This window comes from Brumimicrobium aurantiacum, assembly GCF_003402975.1.
In the GTDB taxonomy this organism is placed as follows: Bacteria; Bacteroidota; Bacteroidia; order Flavobacteriales_D; family Crocinitomicaceae; genus Brumimicrobium; species Brumimicrobium aurantiacum.
In genome coordinates this window covers 1-15,621 of record NZ_QURB01000013.1, presented here as the reverse complement: position 1 = coordinate 15,621, position 15,621 = coordinate 1, and the positions used below count along the sequence as shown (strand labels likewise).

Here is a 15,621-nt window from a genome sequence, read left to right as displayed (position 1 = left end):
TTGTTCTTTAGGAGCTGACGTCTACTTTTTTTGTTGAGAATTTGACTCGAATTGAATCAATAAAGATGTTAATTTCTTTTATTGCCATCTTTGAGGTGAATTAATTCACGTACTTTTTACTTTAAGTTTACTTTGTTTTAAAATAAATTGAGTTGATCATTTTTTGTTTCCTTACTAAGGATTTCTATTCGTTTTAATTAAACATGTCATTGCTGATAACTTCTCTCTCAAGTTCGTGAAAAGTGATGCTTTTTTTCTTTTCTTCGTACAAATTTTGAAAATGATAAACGTAGGGATTTTTTGTGGTGGATATTCTTCTGAATTTGAAATATCTATAAAAAGTGCAAACATGATTTTGGATCATCTACCAAAAGATGAATACAATGCTTTTTTGGTTCGTGTGAATGAAAAGGGGTGGTTTGCCGATTATAAAGGTGAAACATTAGAAGTTTCTCCGATTGATTTTAGTTTTGTTCTAGAAAGCGGAGAACGAATCGTTATTGAATTAGCCCATGTTTATATTCACGGAGATCCAGGGGAGAATGGTAAGCTTCAAGCGTATTTCGAGATGAAGAAGTTGCCATTTGTAAACAGTAGTGCACTATCTTCAGAATTATCATTTGATAAATGGTTCTGTAATCAATTTCTTAAAGGTTTTGGAGTAGAAGTAGCGGAGTCTTACTTGATTCTTAAAAATAGTCATTACAATACTGAGTTGATTGGTGAAAAGCTTGGTTTTCCAATGTTCGTAAAGCCCGCAGATTCAGGTTCGAGTTACGGGATTTCAAAAGTTTATGAATTAGAAGATCTACAAAATGCCATTGACGAGGCTTTTGCAGAAGGAAATACTGTTGTTTGTGAAGCTTTTCTGAAAGGTACAGAAGTTACTTGCGGGGTATATAGGAATAGTGAAGGTATTCATCCTTTACCTTGTACAGAAATTATTTCAGAATCTGACTTTTTCGATTATGAAGCAAAATACCTTGGTAAATCAAAAGAAATTACACCGGCGGGTATTAGTGAAAAGTTGACGAGCCAAATTCAAGAATTAACAGTTTTGATTTATCAATTACTGCAAATGCGATCTCTAGGAAGAGTGGATTACATGATTGTAGATGGAAAAATCTATGTTATCGAAGTGAATACTACTCCAGGTTTTTCAAAAGAATCCTTAGTTCCTCAAATGTTAGATTGTGCAGATATTTCTATCGGAGAATTTTGGACTGAAATCTATGAGTTTGAAAGAAAACAATTCGGTATTTAATTGCCGAGATACTGCAAGTTAGAACTTGGTTTTATAAAAATCCAAGTTCTAGTTTTGCTTCCTCACTCATCATTGTTTGGTCCCAAGCTGGTTCGAAAACTATAGTTACATTCGCTGATTTTACGCCATCAACTGAGGCTATTTTATCTTCAACTTCTTTTGGTAATGATTCTGCTACCGGACAGTTTGGAGAAGTTAAGGTCATTTCTACATCAACTGTTTTATCACTGTTGATTTTTACTTCGTAAATTAAACCTAACTCATATACATCTACTGGAATCTCTGGGTCATAAATCGTTTTTATAACATCTATAATCGAGTTTTCTAAAGCAACATTTCCCATCGTAATTTTATTTTTTTACAAAGATATTACATGTTTTAGAGAAGCACAGCATATTTTACCTCTTTTTTAGAAAGCTTATAAATTAGTTCTGCTGATGGGTACACAATTTTGTTCAACCTTTAAAGCTAAAGAATGTAAAATCAAAATAATATCACCTTCTCGAATCCTTGACTTGTTCAAACTTTTGTGTTGTGAAAATGTTATGAATAGGACAGTATTAAATCGGCTAAATTTGACCTGAAGTGATGCCTAAAAAAATAAACCAGTTTTTAGTTTGTCAAATACCATATATTAGGTATTTTTGCGGATTAAAGAAGGTTATTTAGATTAAGTTTAAATAACTAAAATACGAAGTTGAAAATATGATAAAAGTAACAGAATCAGCTAGAAAGCAAGCCATACGATTGATGGAGGATTCGGGTGAACCGGATAGTTTCATTCGTGTTGGTGTTCAAGGAGGGGGTTGCTCTGGATTAATGTATGAATTGAATTTCGACACAAAAATGAACGAAGATGATAAGGCCTTTGAAGACAATGGTGTAAAGATCGTTGTAAATAAAAAGAGCTTTTTATATCTCGTAGGTACAACTTTAGACTTCTCTGGAGGTTTGAATGGTAAAGGGTTCGTTTTTGTTAATCCTAATGCCGACAGAACTTGTGGATGTGGCGAAAGCTTCTCTATTTAAAAAATAAAATTATCAAAGATGGGCGAAACTTATACTGAAGAAGATTTAGCAAAGAATTTAGAACAACAAGAATATAAATATGGGTTTACATCAGATTTTGAGTCTGATAAAGCTCCAGTAGGTTTAAATGAAGACATTATTCGTTTTATTTCTGCAAAGAAAGAGGAGCCAGAATGGTTACTTGAAAAACGATTACAAGCTTTTCATGCATGGGAAAAAATGCAAGAACCAGATTGGGCGCACGTAAATTATGATAAGCCAGATTTTCAGGCAATTTCATATTACTCTGCTCCAAAGCAAACAAAGAAATACGAAAGTTGGGATGATGTAGATCCGGAAATGAAAGAAACCATGAAAAAATTGGGGATTTCATTAGAAGAACAACAAAGATTGACAGGAACAGCTGTAGATTTTGTTGTTGATTCTGTTTCTGTAGCTACCTCTTTCAAAAAGAAATTGAATGAATTAGGAATTATCTTTTGTTCATTCTCTGAAGCGGTTCAGGAACACCCTGAATTAGTAAAGAAATATATGGGGACAGTTGTTCCTCACACGGATAATTTCTATGCTGCATTAAATAGTGCGGTATTTACAGATGGTTCGTTCTGTTATATCCCGAAAGGAGTGAGGTGTCCAATGGAACTTTCGACTTACTTCAGAATCAACGAAGGAGGAACTGGTCAGTTCGAGCGTACTTTAGTGGTTGCTGATAAAGGTTCTTATGTTTCATACCTAGAAGGTTGTACAGCACCAATGAGAGATGAAAATCAATTGCACGCTGCTGTGGTTGAGTTGATTTCTTTAGATGATGCTGAAATTAAATACTCAACAGTACAAAATTGGTACCCTGGAAATAAAGAAGGAGTTGGAGGTGTATTTAATTTCGTTACCAAACGCGGATTGTGTGAAAGAAATGCGAAGATCTCTTGGACACAAGTTGAAACAGGTTCGGCGGTTACTTGGAAATACCCTTCATGTGTGTTGAAAGGTGATAATTCAGTTGGAGAATTCTATTCTGTAGCGGTAACCAATAACTTCCAACAAGCCGATACAGGTTCTAAAATGATTCATTTAGGGAAAAACACAAGTAGTACAATTATCTCAAAAGGTATTTCTGCTGGTCAGTCTCAAAATGCGTATAGAGGATTGGTTCAAATTCACGCTGGAGCCGAAAATGCTAGAAACCGTTCTGAATGTGATTCACTTTTACTATCAGACCGTTCAGGAGCGCACACATTCCCTTATATAGAATGTAAAAACAACTCAGCAAGAATTGAACACGAAGCAACAACTTCAAAAATTGGTGAAGATCAAATCTTCTACTGTCAACAAAGAGGAATTGATCCAGAGAAAGCAATAGGACTTATTGTTAACGGATACTGTAAAGAAGTATTGAATCACATGCCAATGGAGTTTGCTGTTGAAGCACAAAAATTACTAGAGATTTCATTAGAAAACTCTGTAGGATAAAATCAAACGTAAAAGTTAAATTAGAAAATTAAAGTATATGTTATCAATAAAAAATCTTCACGCATCAGTTGAAGAAGGACAAGAAATATTAAAAGGACTTAATCTTGAAGTGAAAGCAGGAGAAGTTCATGCGATTATGGGGCCAAATGGATCAGGAAAATCTACTTTGGCTTCTGTTTTGGCTGGTAAAGATGGTTATGAAGTAACAGAAGGTTCTGTTGATTTTGATGGGACAGATCTTTTAGATTTGAAAGCAGAAGATAGAGCAAAAGAAGGAATGTTCTTGGCTTTTCAATATCCTGTTGAGATTCCAGGTGTATCAAATATTAATTTCTTACGTACAGCGATTAATGAAATTCGTGAATACCGTAAAGAAGATAAAATATCTGCAAAAGACTTTTTAGCAAAGGTAAAAGATGCATCAAACCTTGTTGAATTAGATAATAAATTGGCAAGTAGAGCTGTAAATGTTGGATTCTCTGGTGGTGAGAAGAAAAGAAACGAGATTTTCCAAATGGCAATGCTTGAGCCAAAATTGGCGATTTTAGATGAGACTGATTCTGGTTTAGATATCGATGCTTTACGTATCGTTTCTGAAGGAGTAAACAAACTTAAATCAGAAAAAAATGCAATCATCTTGATTACGCATTACCAAAGACTTTTAGATTATATCAAACCTGATTTTGTTCACGTTTTAAGTGAAGGACAAATTATCAAAACAGGTACAAAAGAACTAGCCTTAGAATTAGAAGACAAAGGTTACGATTGGATTAATGAAGAAACTGCGCAATAAATATGGAATTAGTTGTGGATAATAAAGTACTAGAGTTTGTTGCTGACTTCAAAAAACCTGAAGAGGGAAGTGAAGTGAGAAAACAAGCGATGGCTGCTTTAAATGGGATGGATTTCCCAACGACAAGAATTGAAGAGTGGAAATATACTCGTGTTGCTAAATACGTAAAGAGAAAGTACAAACAAGTTCAAGCAACAGCAAATGTAGAAAACTATAAGATTGCTGACTTGAATGCGCATCAATTGGTGTTTGTGAATGGATACTATGACGAATCATTGTCTACAATTTTAGAAGATGATGCTGTAGAAATTCAAAATATTGATACCCTTGATGAAGCGTATTATTCTGATTTGGTAGATGGAACAGAAGAAAATGTTTTTTCTTTGATCAATAAAGCCTACCAAACAGGTGGTGTTTCGATTCAGATTAAAAAGAATAAAAAAGCAAATCATCCTATTCATCTTTTACATATCGTGAATGGGGAAGAGGTGATTGCAAATGCACGTCATTTTGTACATGCTGAAAATGGTTCAAAAGCTGAAATCGTAGCAACTTTTCACTCAGAAAATTCAGAAAATAGTTTTTCAAATATTGTTTTTGAAGGACATGTGGAAACAAACGCAAGTTTGACAATTAACAAGATGCAAACTGAAGCGAAAAATATGCTTCACATTTCTAATGAATTGTTCGTGCAAGATGAGTCAAGTAATTTCTTGATCAATACCATTACAACAGGAAGTTTGTTGACAAGAAACGGATTGAATGTAATTGTAGAAGGTGAGAATTGCCATACTGAGATGAATGGAGCTTACTTAGGAACAGAAAAACAACATTTAGATAATCATACTTTGATTGATCAGTTGTATTCAAACTGTACTTCAAGTGAGTCTTACCAAGGAGTAATGGATGGTAAATCTGTAGGTGTCTTTAATGGTAAAGTAATCGTTCGTCAGGATGCTCAAAAAATTGAAGCTTACCAGTCGAACAGAAATATATTACTTTCTAAAAAAGCAAGTGTAAATTCTAAGCCAGAGTTAGAGATCTATGCCGATGATGTTCGTTGTTCTCATGGTTCAACAATTGGTGAATTAGATCCTGAAGCTATCTATTATTTGCGTTCTCGTGGAATTTCTGAAGAAAGCGCGAAGCAATTGCTCGTTGCTGGATTCATTGGAGGTGTTTTAGATAAAGTTGAAAACGAAGCTTTAAGAGCAAATATTGATGATTTGTTTTTAAAAGATTTTGGTTGGAAATTTTAAACATTGGGAATAACATTATTTAAGGAAATTTAAGCTCAGCGAGATGAATTTTCTAATTTAATTATTTATATTTGAGTAAACAGAATTATTAATTAAAAACAACAAAACAATGGCATTTGAATTACCAAAATTACCATACGCACACGATGCATTAGAACCAAATATAGACGCAAAAACGATGGAGATTCACCATGGTAAGCATCATCAAGGTTATACAACAAAATTAAATGCTGCAATTGAAGGAACTGATTTAGAAGGAAAGTCAATTGAAGAAATTTTAAAAGCAGGAAAAGATAAAGCAGCAGTAAGAAATAACGGAGGTGGTTACTATAATCACAACTTATTCTGGACTGTAATGTCTCCAAATGGTGGAGGAAACCCAATAGGGGATATCAAAGATGCAATAGATTCTGCTTTTGGATCATTCGATGCATTCAAAGATGAGTTTTCTAAAGCTGCTGCAACTCAGTTCGGTTCAGGTTGGGCTTGGCTTTGTGTAAAAGATGGAAAATTAGAAGTTTGTTCTACACCGAATCAAGACAATCCTATCATGGGAGAAGGGTGTGAAGGAACGCCAGTTCTTGGACTTGACGTTTGGGAGCATGCTTATTACTTGAATTACCAAAACAGAAGACCAGATTATATCGAAGCATTCTTTAATGTAATCAACTGGGAAGAAGTAAACAGAAGATATAACGAAGCAAAGTAATTACTTTGATTTAACTTTCTAAGGGAATTATCCCTAATTTTATTAAAAAACTCCAAGGAGAAATCCTTGGAGTTTTTTTATCGCTTAATATTGGGGTAAAAATAAACCCAAGCCAAACGAATTACTTGGGTTTATTTTGAATGTTTGGGCTTACTACTTAAATAATTGTGTAACGTTAGATGCAAACAGTTTTACGGCGATTGCCAATAAGATGATTCCAAAGACTTTCTTTAGGATTGCAACACCACCCGGTCCGAGCATACGCTCTATTCTTCTTGTTAATTTTAATGTTGCAAATACAATAACCATGTTGATCAGAATTGCCACTAAAATATTGATCATTTCAAACTCTGCACGTAAAGAGATTAATGTTGTCATAGATCCAGCACCAGCGATAATAGGAAAGGCTAAAGGGACAATTCCTACACTTTTTCCTTTCATTGGAGTCTCCTTGAAAAGTTCAATGCCCATAATCATTTCGACGGCCATAGCGAATAAGATAAAAGCACCTGCAACGGCAAATGATTCTACATTTACACCAAATAAACTCAAAAGACCTTCTCCGGTAATTAAAAATGCAATCATAATAATCAAAGAAACGAGAGTAATGCGATTGGCATGAATGTCACCAGAGGTTTCTTTGATTTTTATAATGATAGGAATTGATCCAATGATATCTATTACGGCAAATAAAACCATTGTTGCTTTAAAGATTTCATCTGTTTTAATTGAAGCGAAAAACTCGTTCATAATCAGTTGTTTTATTTATGTATAATTTTAAAAAGTGTGCAAAGATAATGGGTTTTTAATCTACACAATACTTTTTACAATAATTTATATACTTCCTTTTATAAGGACTTTTATTTCCGGGTTAATCTTTTGAGCAAGAATGTTTATTGATTTTTAACAGCATTAATACCACTAACTTAAAACCTTTTTGCTAAATTACTGTTAAACTAATAAATATAAATAACTAAAAAAATACATTATGAGCTCAACAGAGGATAAAATAAAAGGTAGTTGGAATGAATTGAAAGGTAAGTTAAAGCAAAAATATGCTGACCTTACTGATGATGATTTAAAATATGAAGAAGGTAAAGAAGATGAATTAATCGGTAAACTCCAACAGAAAACAGGAGAAGGTAAAGAAACGATTAAGAAATACATCGATGAATTATAAGTTTTTACTCTTCATTGTAATATAAAGTGAACAGGGATGTTCACTATTTTTATGTATTACACTGAATTGCTTGTAAACAAAAATCCCAATACAATGAAATTCAAAGTATTGGGATTGTTTTGTGGTGATGGACGGAATCGAACCGCCGACACAAGGATTTTCAGTCCTTTGCTCTACCAACTGAGCTACATCACCGTTGTTTTTTCAAACAAGTTATTTGGTTAGGTGGGGGCAAAGATACTGAACTTATTTTGTTTTGAGGGCATCTTTTTGAATTTTTTTTTAAAATCTTCTGTTAACTTTGTCTTGTGAGACAAAAAAAAACGAAATATTGCATCGTTGATGCAGGAAATACAAGAGTTAAAGTTGTTGATTTTGAATGTGATGAGATTGTAGCGGTCGACACCTTCTCTATGGACGAAAAAGAAAAAATAAATTCAAAATTATTTTTAAAAAAAGATACAAATTCGATTTTATCGTCAGTTTTGAGCCCTGAAAATCAAAAATGGATTGAAAAAACCTTGCAACCAAACATTGTTTTGAGCAATGTAACTCCTTTACCTATTTCTTTATTGGATTATTCCACTCCAGATACTTTAGGTGCAGATCGAATAGCGAATGCAGTTGCAGCAAATCATTTTTCTAAAACAGAAAATAGTTTAGTAATTGATATCGGTACTTGTCTTAAGTTTGACTTTATTCAAAATGGAGCGTTCAAAGGTGGTTCTATTTCGCCTGGTTATAATATGCGCTTGAAAGCCATGCACGAATTTACTGGAGCACTGCCATTATTAGAATTAGAAGAAAAGACAAGTCTAGTCGGTGATTCTACGAGAAATGCAATGATGTCTGGTGTTTTAAACGGAATTCAAAAAGAGATTGAAGGTTTTATAAGTCATTATAGTCAACAATATCAACCGTTAACAATTTTTTTGACAGGTGGAGACAGCAAAAGATTTGATAAAGAGTTAAAAAATAGCATCTTTGCGGATGTTAATTTAACCGTGAAAGGTTTGCATTTAATTCTAAAACACAATGTATAGAAGTTTATTGGTGACATTATTTATTGTACTAAGTGGAACAGCGCTTGTACAAAACAGTACCAATAGCCCATATTCGTCAAGAGGTATTGGTGACTTGGGGTATTATGGAAATGCGTATACATCGGCACTTGGAGGTGCAGCAACTGCATTGATAGATTCAAGTCAAACGAATTTATACAATCCGTCTACTTATTCCTTAACAGCCAAACAAAATCCATTATTCTCAATGGGGATCGCTCACGAAGAGAAACGTTTTTCTAACAATGGAATGGAATCTAGTGGTAGATATACTGGGTTAACTCATTTTGCATTGGTTATTCCTTTTGCAAATCGTTTAGGAATAGCAGCAGGTTTGAAACCACTCAGTAGAAGAGGTTATGAAATTAATGATTATGAGATGGTTAACGGTGATAGTGTGTTTTATGATTACACAGGAAGTGGTGATCTTCAAGAGTTTATGATTGGTCTTTCTGGAAATATTTTAGACGGTAGAAAACAAAGTTTGTCTGTCGGTGTTAATGGGAAATATTACTTTGGACAATTAGAGGATGAAAGAATAGTATACCGTAATGAAAGCTCAATTCAATCTGGAGGATTCAATAGACAAACATTGCGTGCTAAAGATTTCGGATTTGAATTTGGATTGAATTATGACTTTAGACCAAATCTAACACATAGTTTCAGGGTGGCAGGAGTTTATCGCCCAGGGAAAGAATTAAATTTTGAAAAAACAGAATCTAATGTTTATTTTTCAAATTACTATAGTCTGCCAACTTACGATACGCTCTATAGTTCTGGAACAATTGATGGAAATGTTTATTTAGCCACAAAAACAAGCGTGGGACTAACGTATACCTATACTCCACAAAATGACAGTACTTCAAGAAGTTCAAAGTTACCCTCTTATATGTTAACAATGGAATATGCAAGTGAAGATTGGGGATCCTATAAAGAGGACTTTAACGCTTCAGTGACAACGGGACAATATGTAAATTCTAGTTCATTGAGGTTAGGTTTTGAGTTTGTTAGGCATAGACTTGCAACAGATCGATCAGCTTATGTTGGTTTTTTAGATAAAATAAGATATAGAGTGGGTGCATATTCCGTAAATACACCTTATGAGGTAAATGGTACTCAATTAATTGATCAAGGGATGACAGCAGGAATTGGGATTCCATTAATTATGGCAAGGTCAGTTTCAACTTTAAATATATCAGGGACTTATGGTTCTTTAGGCGGGAATGCTGGAGATGGAGTGCTAAGAGAAAATTACTATGGATTTAAACTCGGCATAAATATTGCTCCTGGTTATGATAAATGGTTTCGAAAATACAAACTTGATTAACAATTATAAATAAAATGAAAATAGGAAAATTAATATTAGGAACTCTTTTTACTTTGAGTTTAGGAATGACAAACTTCGCACAAGATGGAGGTAATGAGCCAAACGAGTGTACAAGGTATAAAGCAATTGCAGGTAATGCTTATAAAGCAAAAGAATATGAAAAGGTTACAAGATCTTATATTCGTGCCCAAAAAGAATGCGGTACTTTGGAAATGGTCTTCTATAATCCTTTTATTTATTCAGTTCAAAAATCAATGAAAAATGCAGCTGATGATTCAACGAAAGCAGCTTATCTAGATACATTGATTTCAGTTTATGAAACGGCTCAGGAAACACATGGTGTTCAAAAAGACTGGCAAGCATACCTTGGTTATTACTATATGATGCAAGGGAAACCAGGTAACATGAAGAAAGCTGATGATGCTTATAGAATTGGGATTCACCACGAAGGAAAAGATGTAAACAAAGGATTCTTACAACAGTATTATGTGAATCTTTATAATCTTTGGGTTCAAGAGCAAGACGAAAAAGCTAAAAGTGAATACAAGAAAAGAATTATTACTGAATACTTTAAATTGACAGATTATGCCAATAAAGGTGAAATGGGAGCAGCAGTAGTAGATTTCGTTTCAGTATACATGGATAGAGCTGTTACAGATTGTGAGTCTATCGTTCCAGAAATTGAAAGTTTCATGAATGAACTACCACAAGATGTTGAAACTAAAAAATCGACAGTAAACAACTTTATGGCTTTACTTGAAAAACAAGAATGTACTTCAAGTCCAGTTTATGCATCTCTAGTTGATACAATTATTGCAATTGATCCATCTGTTGGTGCTGTACTAGCAAAAGCAAAATTATTAATTAGTCAAGGAAAAACTAGTCAAGCAATTCAGACTTTCACTGAAGCGAAAGGAATGACTGAAGATGCAGATCAAAAAAGTGATATCGAATTTGAGATTGCAAATGCATATTATAAAGCAGGGAGCTTTAAGTCTGCACACAACGCCGGATTAGCTGTAAGTGGTAAAAACTCAAGTAAAGGGTATGAGATTGCTGCAAAAAGTGTAAGTGCAACAACTAGTGATTGTGGTGTTTCTACTTTCGAGCGTAAAGCGAATTATTATTATGCTGTTGAATTAGCAGAAAAATCTGGTAACTCAGCATTGATTAGTTCTATGAAAAGTCAAGCGCCTACTTCAAGTGATATCTTTAATGAAGATAAATCTGTTGGAGAGACTGTAGAGTTGAAATGTTGGAATAAGACGTTTACGATTAAAACATACTAAATCTTGAACAACATAACGTTTAAAATATATTTGATTCCTGTCATGATTTTCATGATGGGAATCTTTTTTTCATGTGAAAACGACTTGGATAAAGTCAAAAAAATTACCTCACACCCAAATGATCCAGATGAAACCAGTGAAATGATGCATGTTATTTATACTGACTCTGGCTATGCTCAAATTGAAATTTTTGCCACAATCGCAGAAACCTATGCTAAACCTAAAGATGTTACAATCTTTAAAGATGGTTTAAAGGTGAATTTCTATAAAGATGACGGAACTGTTGGCTCTGTTTTGACTTCTTTATATGGTCAGATTGATGGTGGTACAGGTAATATTACAGTTAGAGATAGTGTGAAACTAATGAATCTAGAACAAGAAAAGACACTTGAGAGTGAGGTGCTTTATTATCATAAAAAAGGAGATTCAGTTTATACAGATCAAGATGTTGTAATCCGCTCTCCAGATATGATATTGTCGGGTGTTGGTGCATGGACGACCCCTGCTTTTGACACCGCTCAGTTTTTTAAACCAACCGCAAAAATTTACTTAAAGGATTAATCAAATGGAAACGTATAATAAAATAATGATGAAAGTATTGTTGTTCGTTGGAATAACAATTTTTGTAGGTGTTACTGTTCTTGGGGTAATTGATGGGTTTGAACGATGGAGTGCATACTATTTTTTAGGTTTTTTTATTTTGGTGCTATACTTAATTAGAAGAGCCATGATGAAGAGAATGATTAAACATCAAGAATTCCTTAATGAACAGAATAAAAAGAAGTAGGCTTTGTTGAGCTGATGAAAGCTGTTTTTACTAACTAAAATTATTTATTTTAATCACTTTCATTTAATTTCACCTGATAAAATAATACACCCAATGATGTTTGTTTTGATTTTTAAATGAAAAACTTTCCAATATATCTGATTTTTATTGTTTTCGTATTTATTGGAAATACGAGTATTGGACAATATGTGTTGAAAGGGAAGATTGTTGATGAAAGCAATATTGGAATTCCTTTTGCTGATATATATGTTAAAAACAATAGCGATCTAAGGACCCGTGCAGATATTGATGGTAATTATTTGATGAGACTTCAGGTGGGAGAGTATTATATAGTTGTATCTGCTACTGGTTTTGAAACTCGTGAATATTATACTATTATTAACGAAAAAGATAATGTTCAGCATATGCAGCTGTTTCCAGTGAATATCAAATCTCTGGAAGAATATGATGTTTCTGTAAAACGAAGGAATGTTGGAAGGGAGATCGTTTTGAAAACCGTAGAGCACAAATCTCAATTTGATTATAATCAGTTTCCTTATTCAAGTGATGTTTATATTCGGGCTAGAGATAAAAAATCGCTAACAGAAAAAGGATGGGAAGATTACTTTGAGGATCAGGAAAAAGATGAAGAGGATGCGCGTTTTGATGATGTAGAAGAATTGAAACGTAAAAAGCTTGATCAAATTAGCAATCTCAATATGATAGAAGTAGAGATGCACCGAAGTTACGCTCCACCAAATAATATTAAAGAAATTAGAACAGCTTATAAAAAACGAGGGGATGATCGGAACCTTTATTTTACAACAACAGCAAAATCTCATTTTAACTTCTTTCAAAATACAATGTATTTGAATGACTTGAGTAAGTCACCAATACTTTCACCTATTTCAACTGCCGGGATTCTTTCCTATAAGTATCAATTAGTGGATAAGATTCAAAGAGATTCACTCCCTGTTTTAAATAAAATTAAAATATCATCGAGAAGCAGTTCTGTTTCAACGCTGGATGGTTTTGTCTATATTCAAGACAGTACATGGCTAGTCGAGAAGCTTGAGTTTAAAATCGTAAAAGGTAACTTGTACATTTATGATGAGTTTTCAATTGCTCAAGATTTTGAAATTTATGGAGATTCGATGTGTGTCTTGAAAAGTCAGACAATGGATTATTCAGTTTCTTACCGTAAGGAGATATTTAATGGGAGAACAATAGTTAATTATTCTAACTATGATTTTAATCCTCAATTTGATAAAAATCACTTTGGAAATGAAGTAGCTGTGACGACTAAAGAGGCATATGAAAGAGACTCGAGTTATTGGACGTCATCAAGATTAACGCCGTTAACCCTTGAAGAACAAAATTACATTAGAAAACAAGACAGTATTGAACGATTGTTTACAAAGTCATCTTATCTCGATTCTATTGATTCGGTTTTTAATAAGATTAATTTTTGGAAGGTTGTATGGTTTGGTATTGATCGACGAAATAGGGCAAAAAAGACACAATGGTCTTTTAGTTCATTGGCTGCTATGATGAGACCAATTTATATCGCAGGTCCTCGAATTGGGCCAGATATTGATTACTTTAAAAAATGGGATAATGAAAAAACAATAAATGCATTTGTTAGATCCGATGTTGGTTTGTTGAATGGAGATGTGAAAGGAGCCGCGAATGTTACGCATCTCTATAATCCATTTCGACAATCAAGAGTAGGTTTGTTTTTTACACATAATTATGGATTAATTAGATCTTACGATGCGATAACCCAAGTTCTACTTCGTGATAATTTTATTGAGCGGACTTCAGGAACATTGTATCATGATTTTGAAATTCTCAATGGATTGTATTTAGAATCTAATTTGACTTATGTTAACCGAAGAGCACTATCTGATGATATTAATTTCGTTCATTGGTTTGATGAAGTTTTAGATAATAATGAACCTACAGATTTTCAACCTTATGATGGTTTGATTACAGAATTTACACTTCGTTATACTCCTTTTCAAAAATACATGCGTGAACCTAATCGTAAAGTGATATTAGGGTCAAAGTGGCCTACTTTTTATGTGTTTTATGAAAAAGGAATACCTAAGCTTTTCGGTAGTGAAGTGAATCATGATTACATTCGTTTTGGAATGCGTCAAACATTTAAGGTTTTTACTTTTGGAACATCTAAGTATCATATCACAACAGGTAAGTTTTTGAATCAAAAGTTGCTACGTGCTCCAGATATGAAGTATCATAGACGTTCTGATCCAATTTGGTTTTCAAACCCATTGTTTTCTTATCAAGACTTAGATTCTACATTGCCAACCCAGGACTGGTATTTCGAGTCTCACTTTATCCATCATTTCAATGGGGCCTTGATAAATAAGATTCCTTTTATGAAGAAAACTAGAATTTCTACTGTAGCTGGAGGAGGTTATCTCTGGGTTCCCGAGCATAAATGGGTGCATTATGAGGCTTATGCAGGTTTAGAACGTGTTTTTAAATTTGCAAAACGAAGATTAAGGATAGGGGCCTATGCTGCCTTTTCTAACGGAAATCAAATCTCACCTAGAACTACCTTTAAAGTCAGTTTCGCCATCCTTGACGAACGAAGTATGAAATTCAATTTCTAAATAAGCTGTAGGTTATTGGCAGTAAGTCGAAGTTTTAGGGAGTAATACTGTTGCGCCGAAATTATAATCTATCCTTTTAGTTGTTTTTACCTTTATAAGCAGTTGGCTTTTTTTATTTTTTCAAATATTATATGTCTACTTATATTTAGGTGTGATTACTACATGTAGTTCAAGATAAGCTTTTCCTTATTATAGTAAATGTAAGATAGCGCATATGTGTGATTGGTTTAACTGTTTATATAGTTCCTTAATATAGGTTGAAGTGAAATAATGAGTGCTTATAAGCATGGAAGGGTTAATAATATAAGTGAGTTTAAAGTTTGTTCAATTAGTTTGTGTTTTATTTCAGTGACAACTGTTAGACTATAAGCGTTTTATAAATTAGTTTAAATAAAGTTTACCAAAAAGCTTGTTTACTGATAAAAGCTCAGTATCTTTGCACCCCGCAAACGAGCAGTGAATAACTTGAAAAGCATTTAAGATTACGATTTAGCGATAAGGAGTGAGATTAAAAAAAGATTAAATAAAAAATTCAAAAAAGCTTGTTACTTTAAATTTAGTGACTATCTTTGCACCCCGCAAACGAGCGAGGTTAGAAAAAAAAACAAAAAAGACTTCAAAAATCTTTTTTAAAATTTAATTCAAAAAAAAGCTTGCAGGTTAAAAATTATCACTAATTTTGTCCTCCTCGAAACAAACGAGTTTAGAGAAAGCAAGATAAGGTTTTTAGTTATTGAATTAACGAGAAACAGCAAATAAGTTCTTTGATAGATTGAGAAATAAGGAAACAGCGTAAATAAACGAAATTAAGAGCCACAACAAAATTCAAAGTCTT

15 protein-coding genes and 1 tRNA gene are annotated in these 15,621 nt (G+C 33.4%); 13 read left to right on the top strand and 3 right to left on the bottom strand.

From position 1 onward, the window contains the following. The first annotated feature begins 280 nt into the window (after nucleotides 1-280). On the top strand, nucleotides 281-1,264 hold the full coding sequence (locus tag DXU93_RS14650) for a D-alanine--D-alanine ligase (RefSeq protein ID WP_116882056.1): 984 nt from the start codon (nucleotides 281-283) through the stop codon (nucleotides 1,262-1,264). Nucleotides 1,265-1,295: 31 nt separating this feature from the next. Here the strand turns inward: DXU93_RS14650 and DXU93_RS14645 are convergent, their stop codons facing one another. After that, nucleotides 1,296-1,607, bottom strand: a complete 312-nt coding sequence (locus DXU93_RS14645) for an SUF system Fe-S cluster assembly protein (protein WP_116882055.1) — start codon at nucleotides 1,605-1,607, stop codon at nucleotides 1,296-1,298. Nucleotides 1,608-1,969: 362 nt separating this feature from the next. Here DXU93_RS14645 and DXU93_RS14640 point away from each other — a divergent pair, with 362 nt between their 5' ends. The 5 genes from DXU93_RS14640 to DXU93_RS14620 all read left to right on the top strand — a co-directional run bounded on the left by DXU93_RS14640 (nucleotide 1,970) and on the right by DXU93_RS14620 (nucleotide 6,524). Beyond that, nucleotides 1,970-2,293 carry a HesB/IscA family protein gene (locus DXU93_RS14640; protein ID WP_116882054.1) on the top strand — a complete coding sequence of 108 codons (324 nt, stop codon included), beginning with the start codon at nucleotides 1,970-1,972 and terminating at the stop codon, nucleotides 2,291-2,293. Between the two features lie 18 nt (nucleotides 2,294-2,311). Beyond that, nucleotides 2,312-3,763 carry a Fe-S cluster assembly protein SufB gene (gene sufB, locus DXU93_RS14635; RefSeq protein ID WP_116882053.1) on the top strand — a complete coding sequence of 484 codons (1,452 nt, stop codon included), beginning with the start codon at nucleotides 2,312-2,314 and terminating at the stop codon, nucleotides 3,761-3,763. A 37-nt stretch (nucleotides 3,764-3,800) separates the two neighbouring features. Beyond that, nucleotides 3,801-4,556 carry a Fe-S cluster assembly ATPase SufC gene (sufC, locus tag DXU93_RS14630; protein ID WP_116882052.1) on the top strand — a complete coding sequence of 252 codons (756 nt, stop codon included), beginning with the start codon at nucleotides 3,801-3,803 and terminating at the stop codon, nucleotides 4,554-4,556. 2 nt (nucleotides 4,557-4,558) lie between these two features. Next, entirely contained in the window at nucleotides 4,559-5,815 is a 1,257-nt protein-coding gene (gene sufD / locus DXU93_RS14625; protein ID WP_116882051.1) for a Fe-S cluster assembly protein SufD, read from the top strand. 109 nt (nucleotides 5,816-5,924) lie between these two features. Continuing rightward, on the top strand, nucleotides 5,925-6,524 hold the full coding sequence (locus DXU93_RS14620; protein ID WP_116882050.1) for a superoxide dismutase: 600 nt from the start codon (nucleotides 5,925-5,927) through the stop codon (nucleotides 6,522-6,524). Nucleotides 6,525-6,677: 153 nt separating this feature from the next. On the opposite strand, the gene DXU93_RS14615 is transcribed toward DXU93_RS14620, so the two are convergent. Continuing rightward, nucleotides 6,678-7,274, bottom strand: a complete 597-nt coding sequence (locus DXU93_RS14615) for a MarC family protein (protein ID WP_116882049.1) — start codon at nucleotides 7,272-7,274, stop codon at nucleotides 6,678-6,680. 238 nt (nucleotides 7,275-7,512) lie between these two features. Between DXU93_RS14615 and DXU93_RS14610 the strand changes: the two genes are divergently transcribed. Then, the gene (locus DXU93_RS14610; protein ID WP_116882048.1) at nucleotides 7,513-7,704 is read left to right on the top strand and encodes a CsbD family protein; all 192 of its coding nucleotides are present in this window, start codon (nucleotides 7,513-7,515) and stop codon (nucleotides 7,702-7,704) included. Between the two features lie 122 nt (nucleotides 7,705-7,826). Here the strand turns inward: DXU93_RS14610 and DXU93_RS14605 are convergent. Beyond that, nucleotides 7,827-7,899, bottom strand: a tRNA-Phe gene (locus DXU93_RS14605). 113 nt (nucleotides 7,900-8,012) lie between these two features. Here DXU93_RS14605 and DXU93_RS14600 point away from each other — a divergent pair. From DXU93_RS14600 to DXU93_RS14575, 6 genes are all read left to right on the top strand, one after another. Beyond that, nucleotides 8,013-8,747, top strand: a complete 735-nt coding sequence (locus DXU93_RS14600) for a type III pantothenate kinase (protein ID WP_116882047.1) — start codon at nucleotides 8,013-8,015, stop codon at nucleotides 8,745-8,747. After that, nucleotides 8,740-10,092: a hypothetical protein gene (locus DXU93_RS14595; RefSeq protein ID WP_116882046.1), complete on the top strand. Its 1,353-nt coding sequence runs from the start codon at nucleotides 8,740-8,742 to the stop codon at nucleotides 10,090-10,092. The genes DXU93_RS14600 and DXU93_RS14595 overlap by 8 nt, the downstream gene beginning before the upstream one ends. Nucleotides 10,093-10,106: 14 nt before the next feature. Then, the gene (locus DXU93_RS14590) at nucleotides 10,107-11,381 is read left to right on the top strand and encodes a tetratricopeptide repeat protein (RefSeq protein WP_116882045.1); all 1,275 of its coding nucleotides are present in this window, start codon (nucleotides 10,107-10,109) and stop codon (nucleotides 11,379-11,381) included. A gap of 3 nt (nucleotides 11,382-11,384) precedes the next feature. Then, the gene (gene lptC / locus DXU93_RS14585) at nucleotides 11,385-11,942 is read left to right on the top strand and encodes an LPS export ABC transporter periplasmic protein LptC (protein ID WP_123776153.1); all 558 of its coding nucleotides are present in this window, start codon (nucleotides 11,385-11,387) and stop codon (nucleotides 11,940-11,942) included. A 25-nt stretch (nucleotides 11,943-11,967) separates the two neighbouring features. Then, nucleotides 11,968-12,168 carry a hypothetical protein gene (locus DXU93_RS14580; protein WP_123776152.1) on the top strand — a complete coding sequence of 67 codons (201 nt, stop codon included), beginning with the start codon at nucleotides 11,968-11,970 and terminating at the stop codon, nucleotides 12,166-12,168. Nucleotides 12,169-12,284: 116 nt separating this feature from the next. Continuing rightward, nucleotides 12,285-14,786, top strand: coding sequence for a DUF5686 family protein (locus tag DXU93_RS14575; RefSeq protein WP_116882042.1), 2,502 nt, complete (start codon nucleotides 12,285-12,287; stop codon nucleotides 14,784-14,786). The last annotated feature ends 835 nt before the right edge of the window (nucleotides 14,787-15,621 follow it).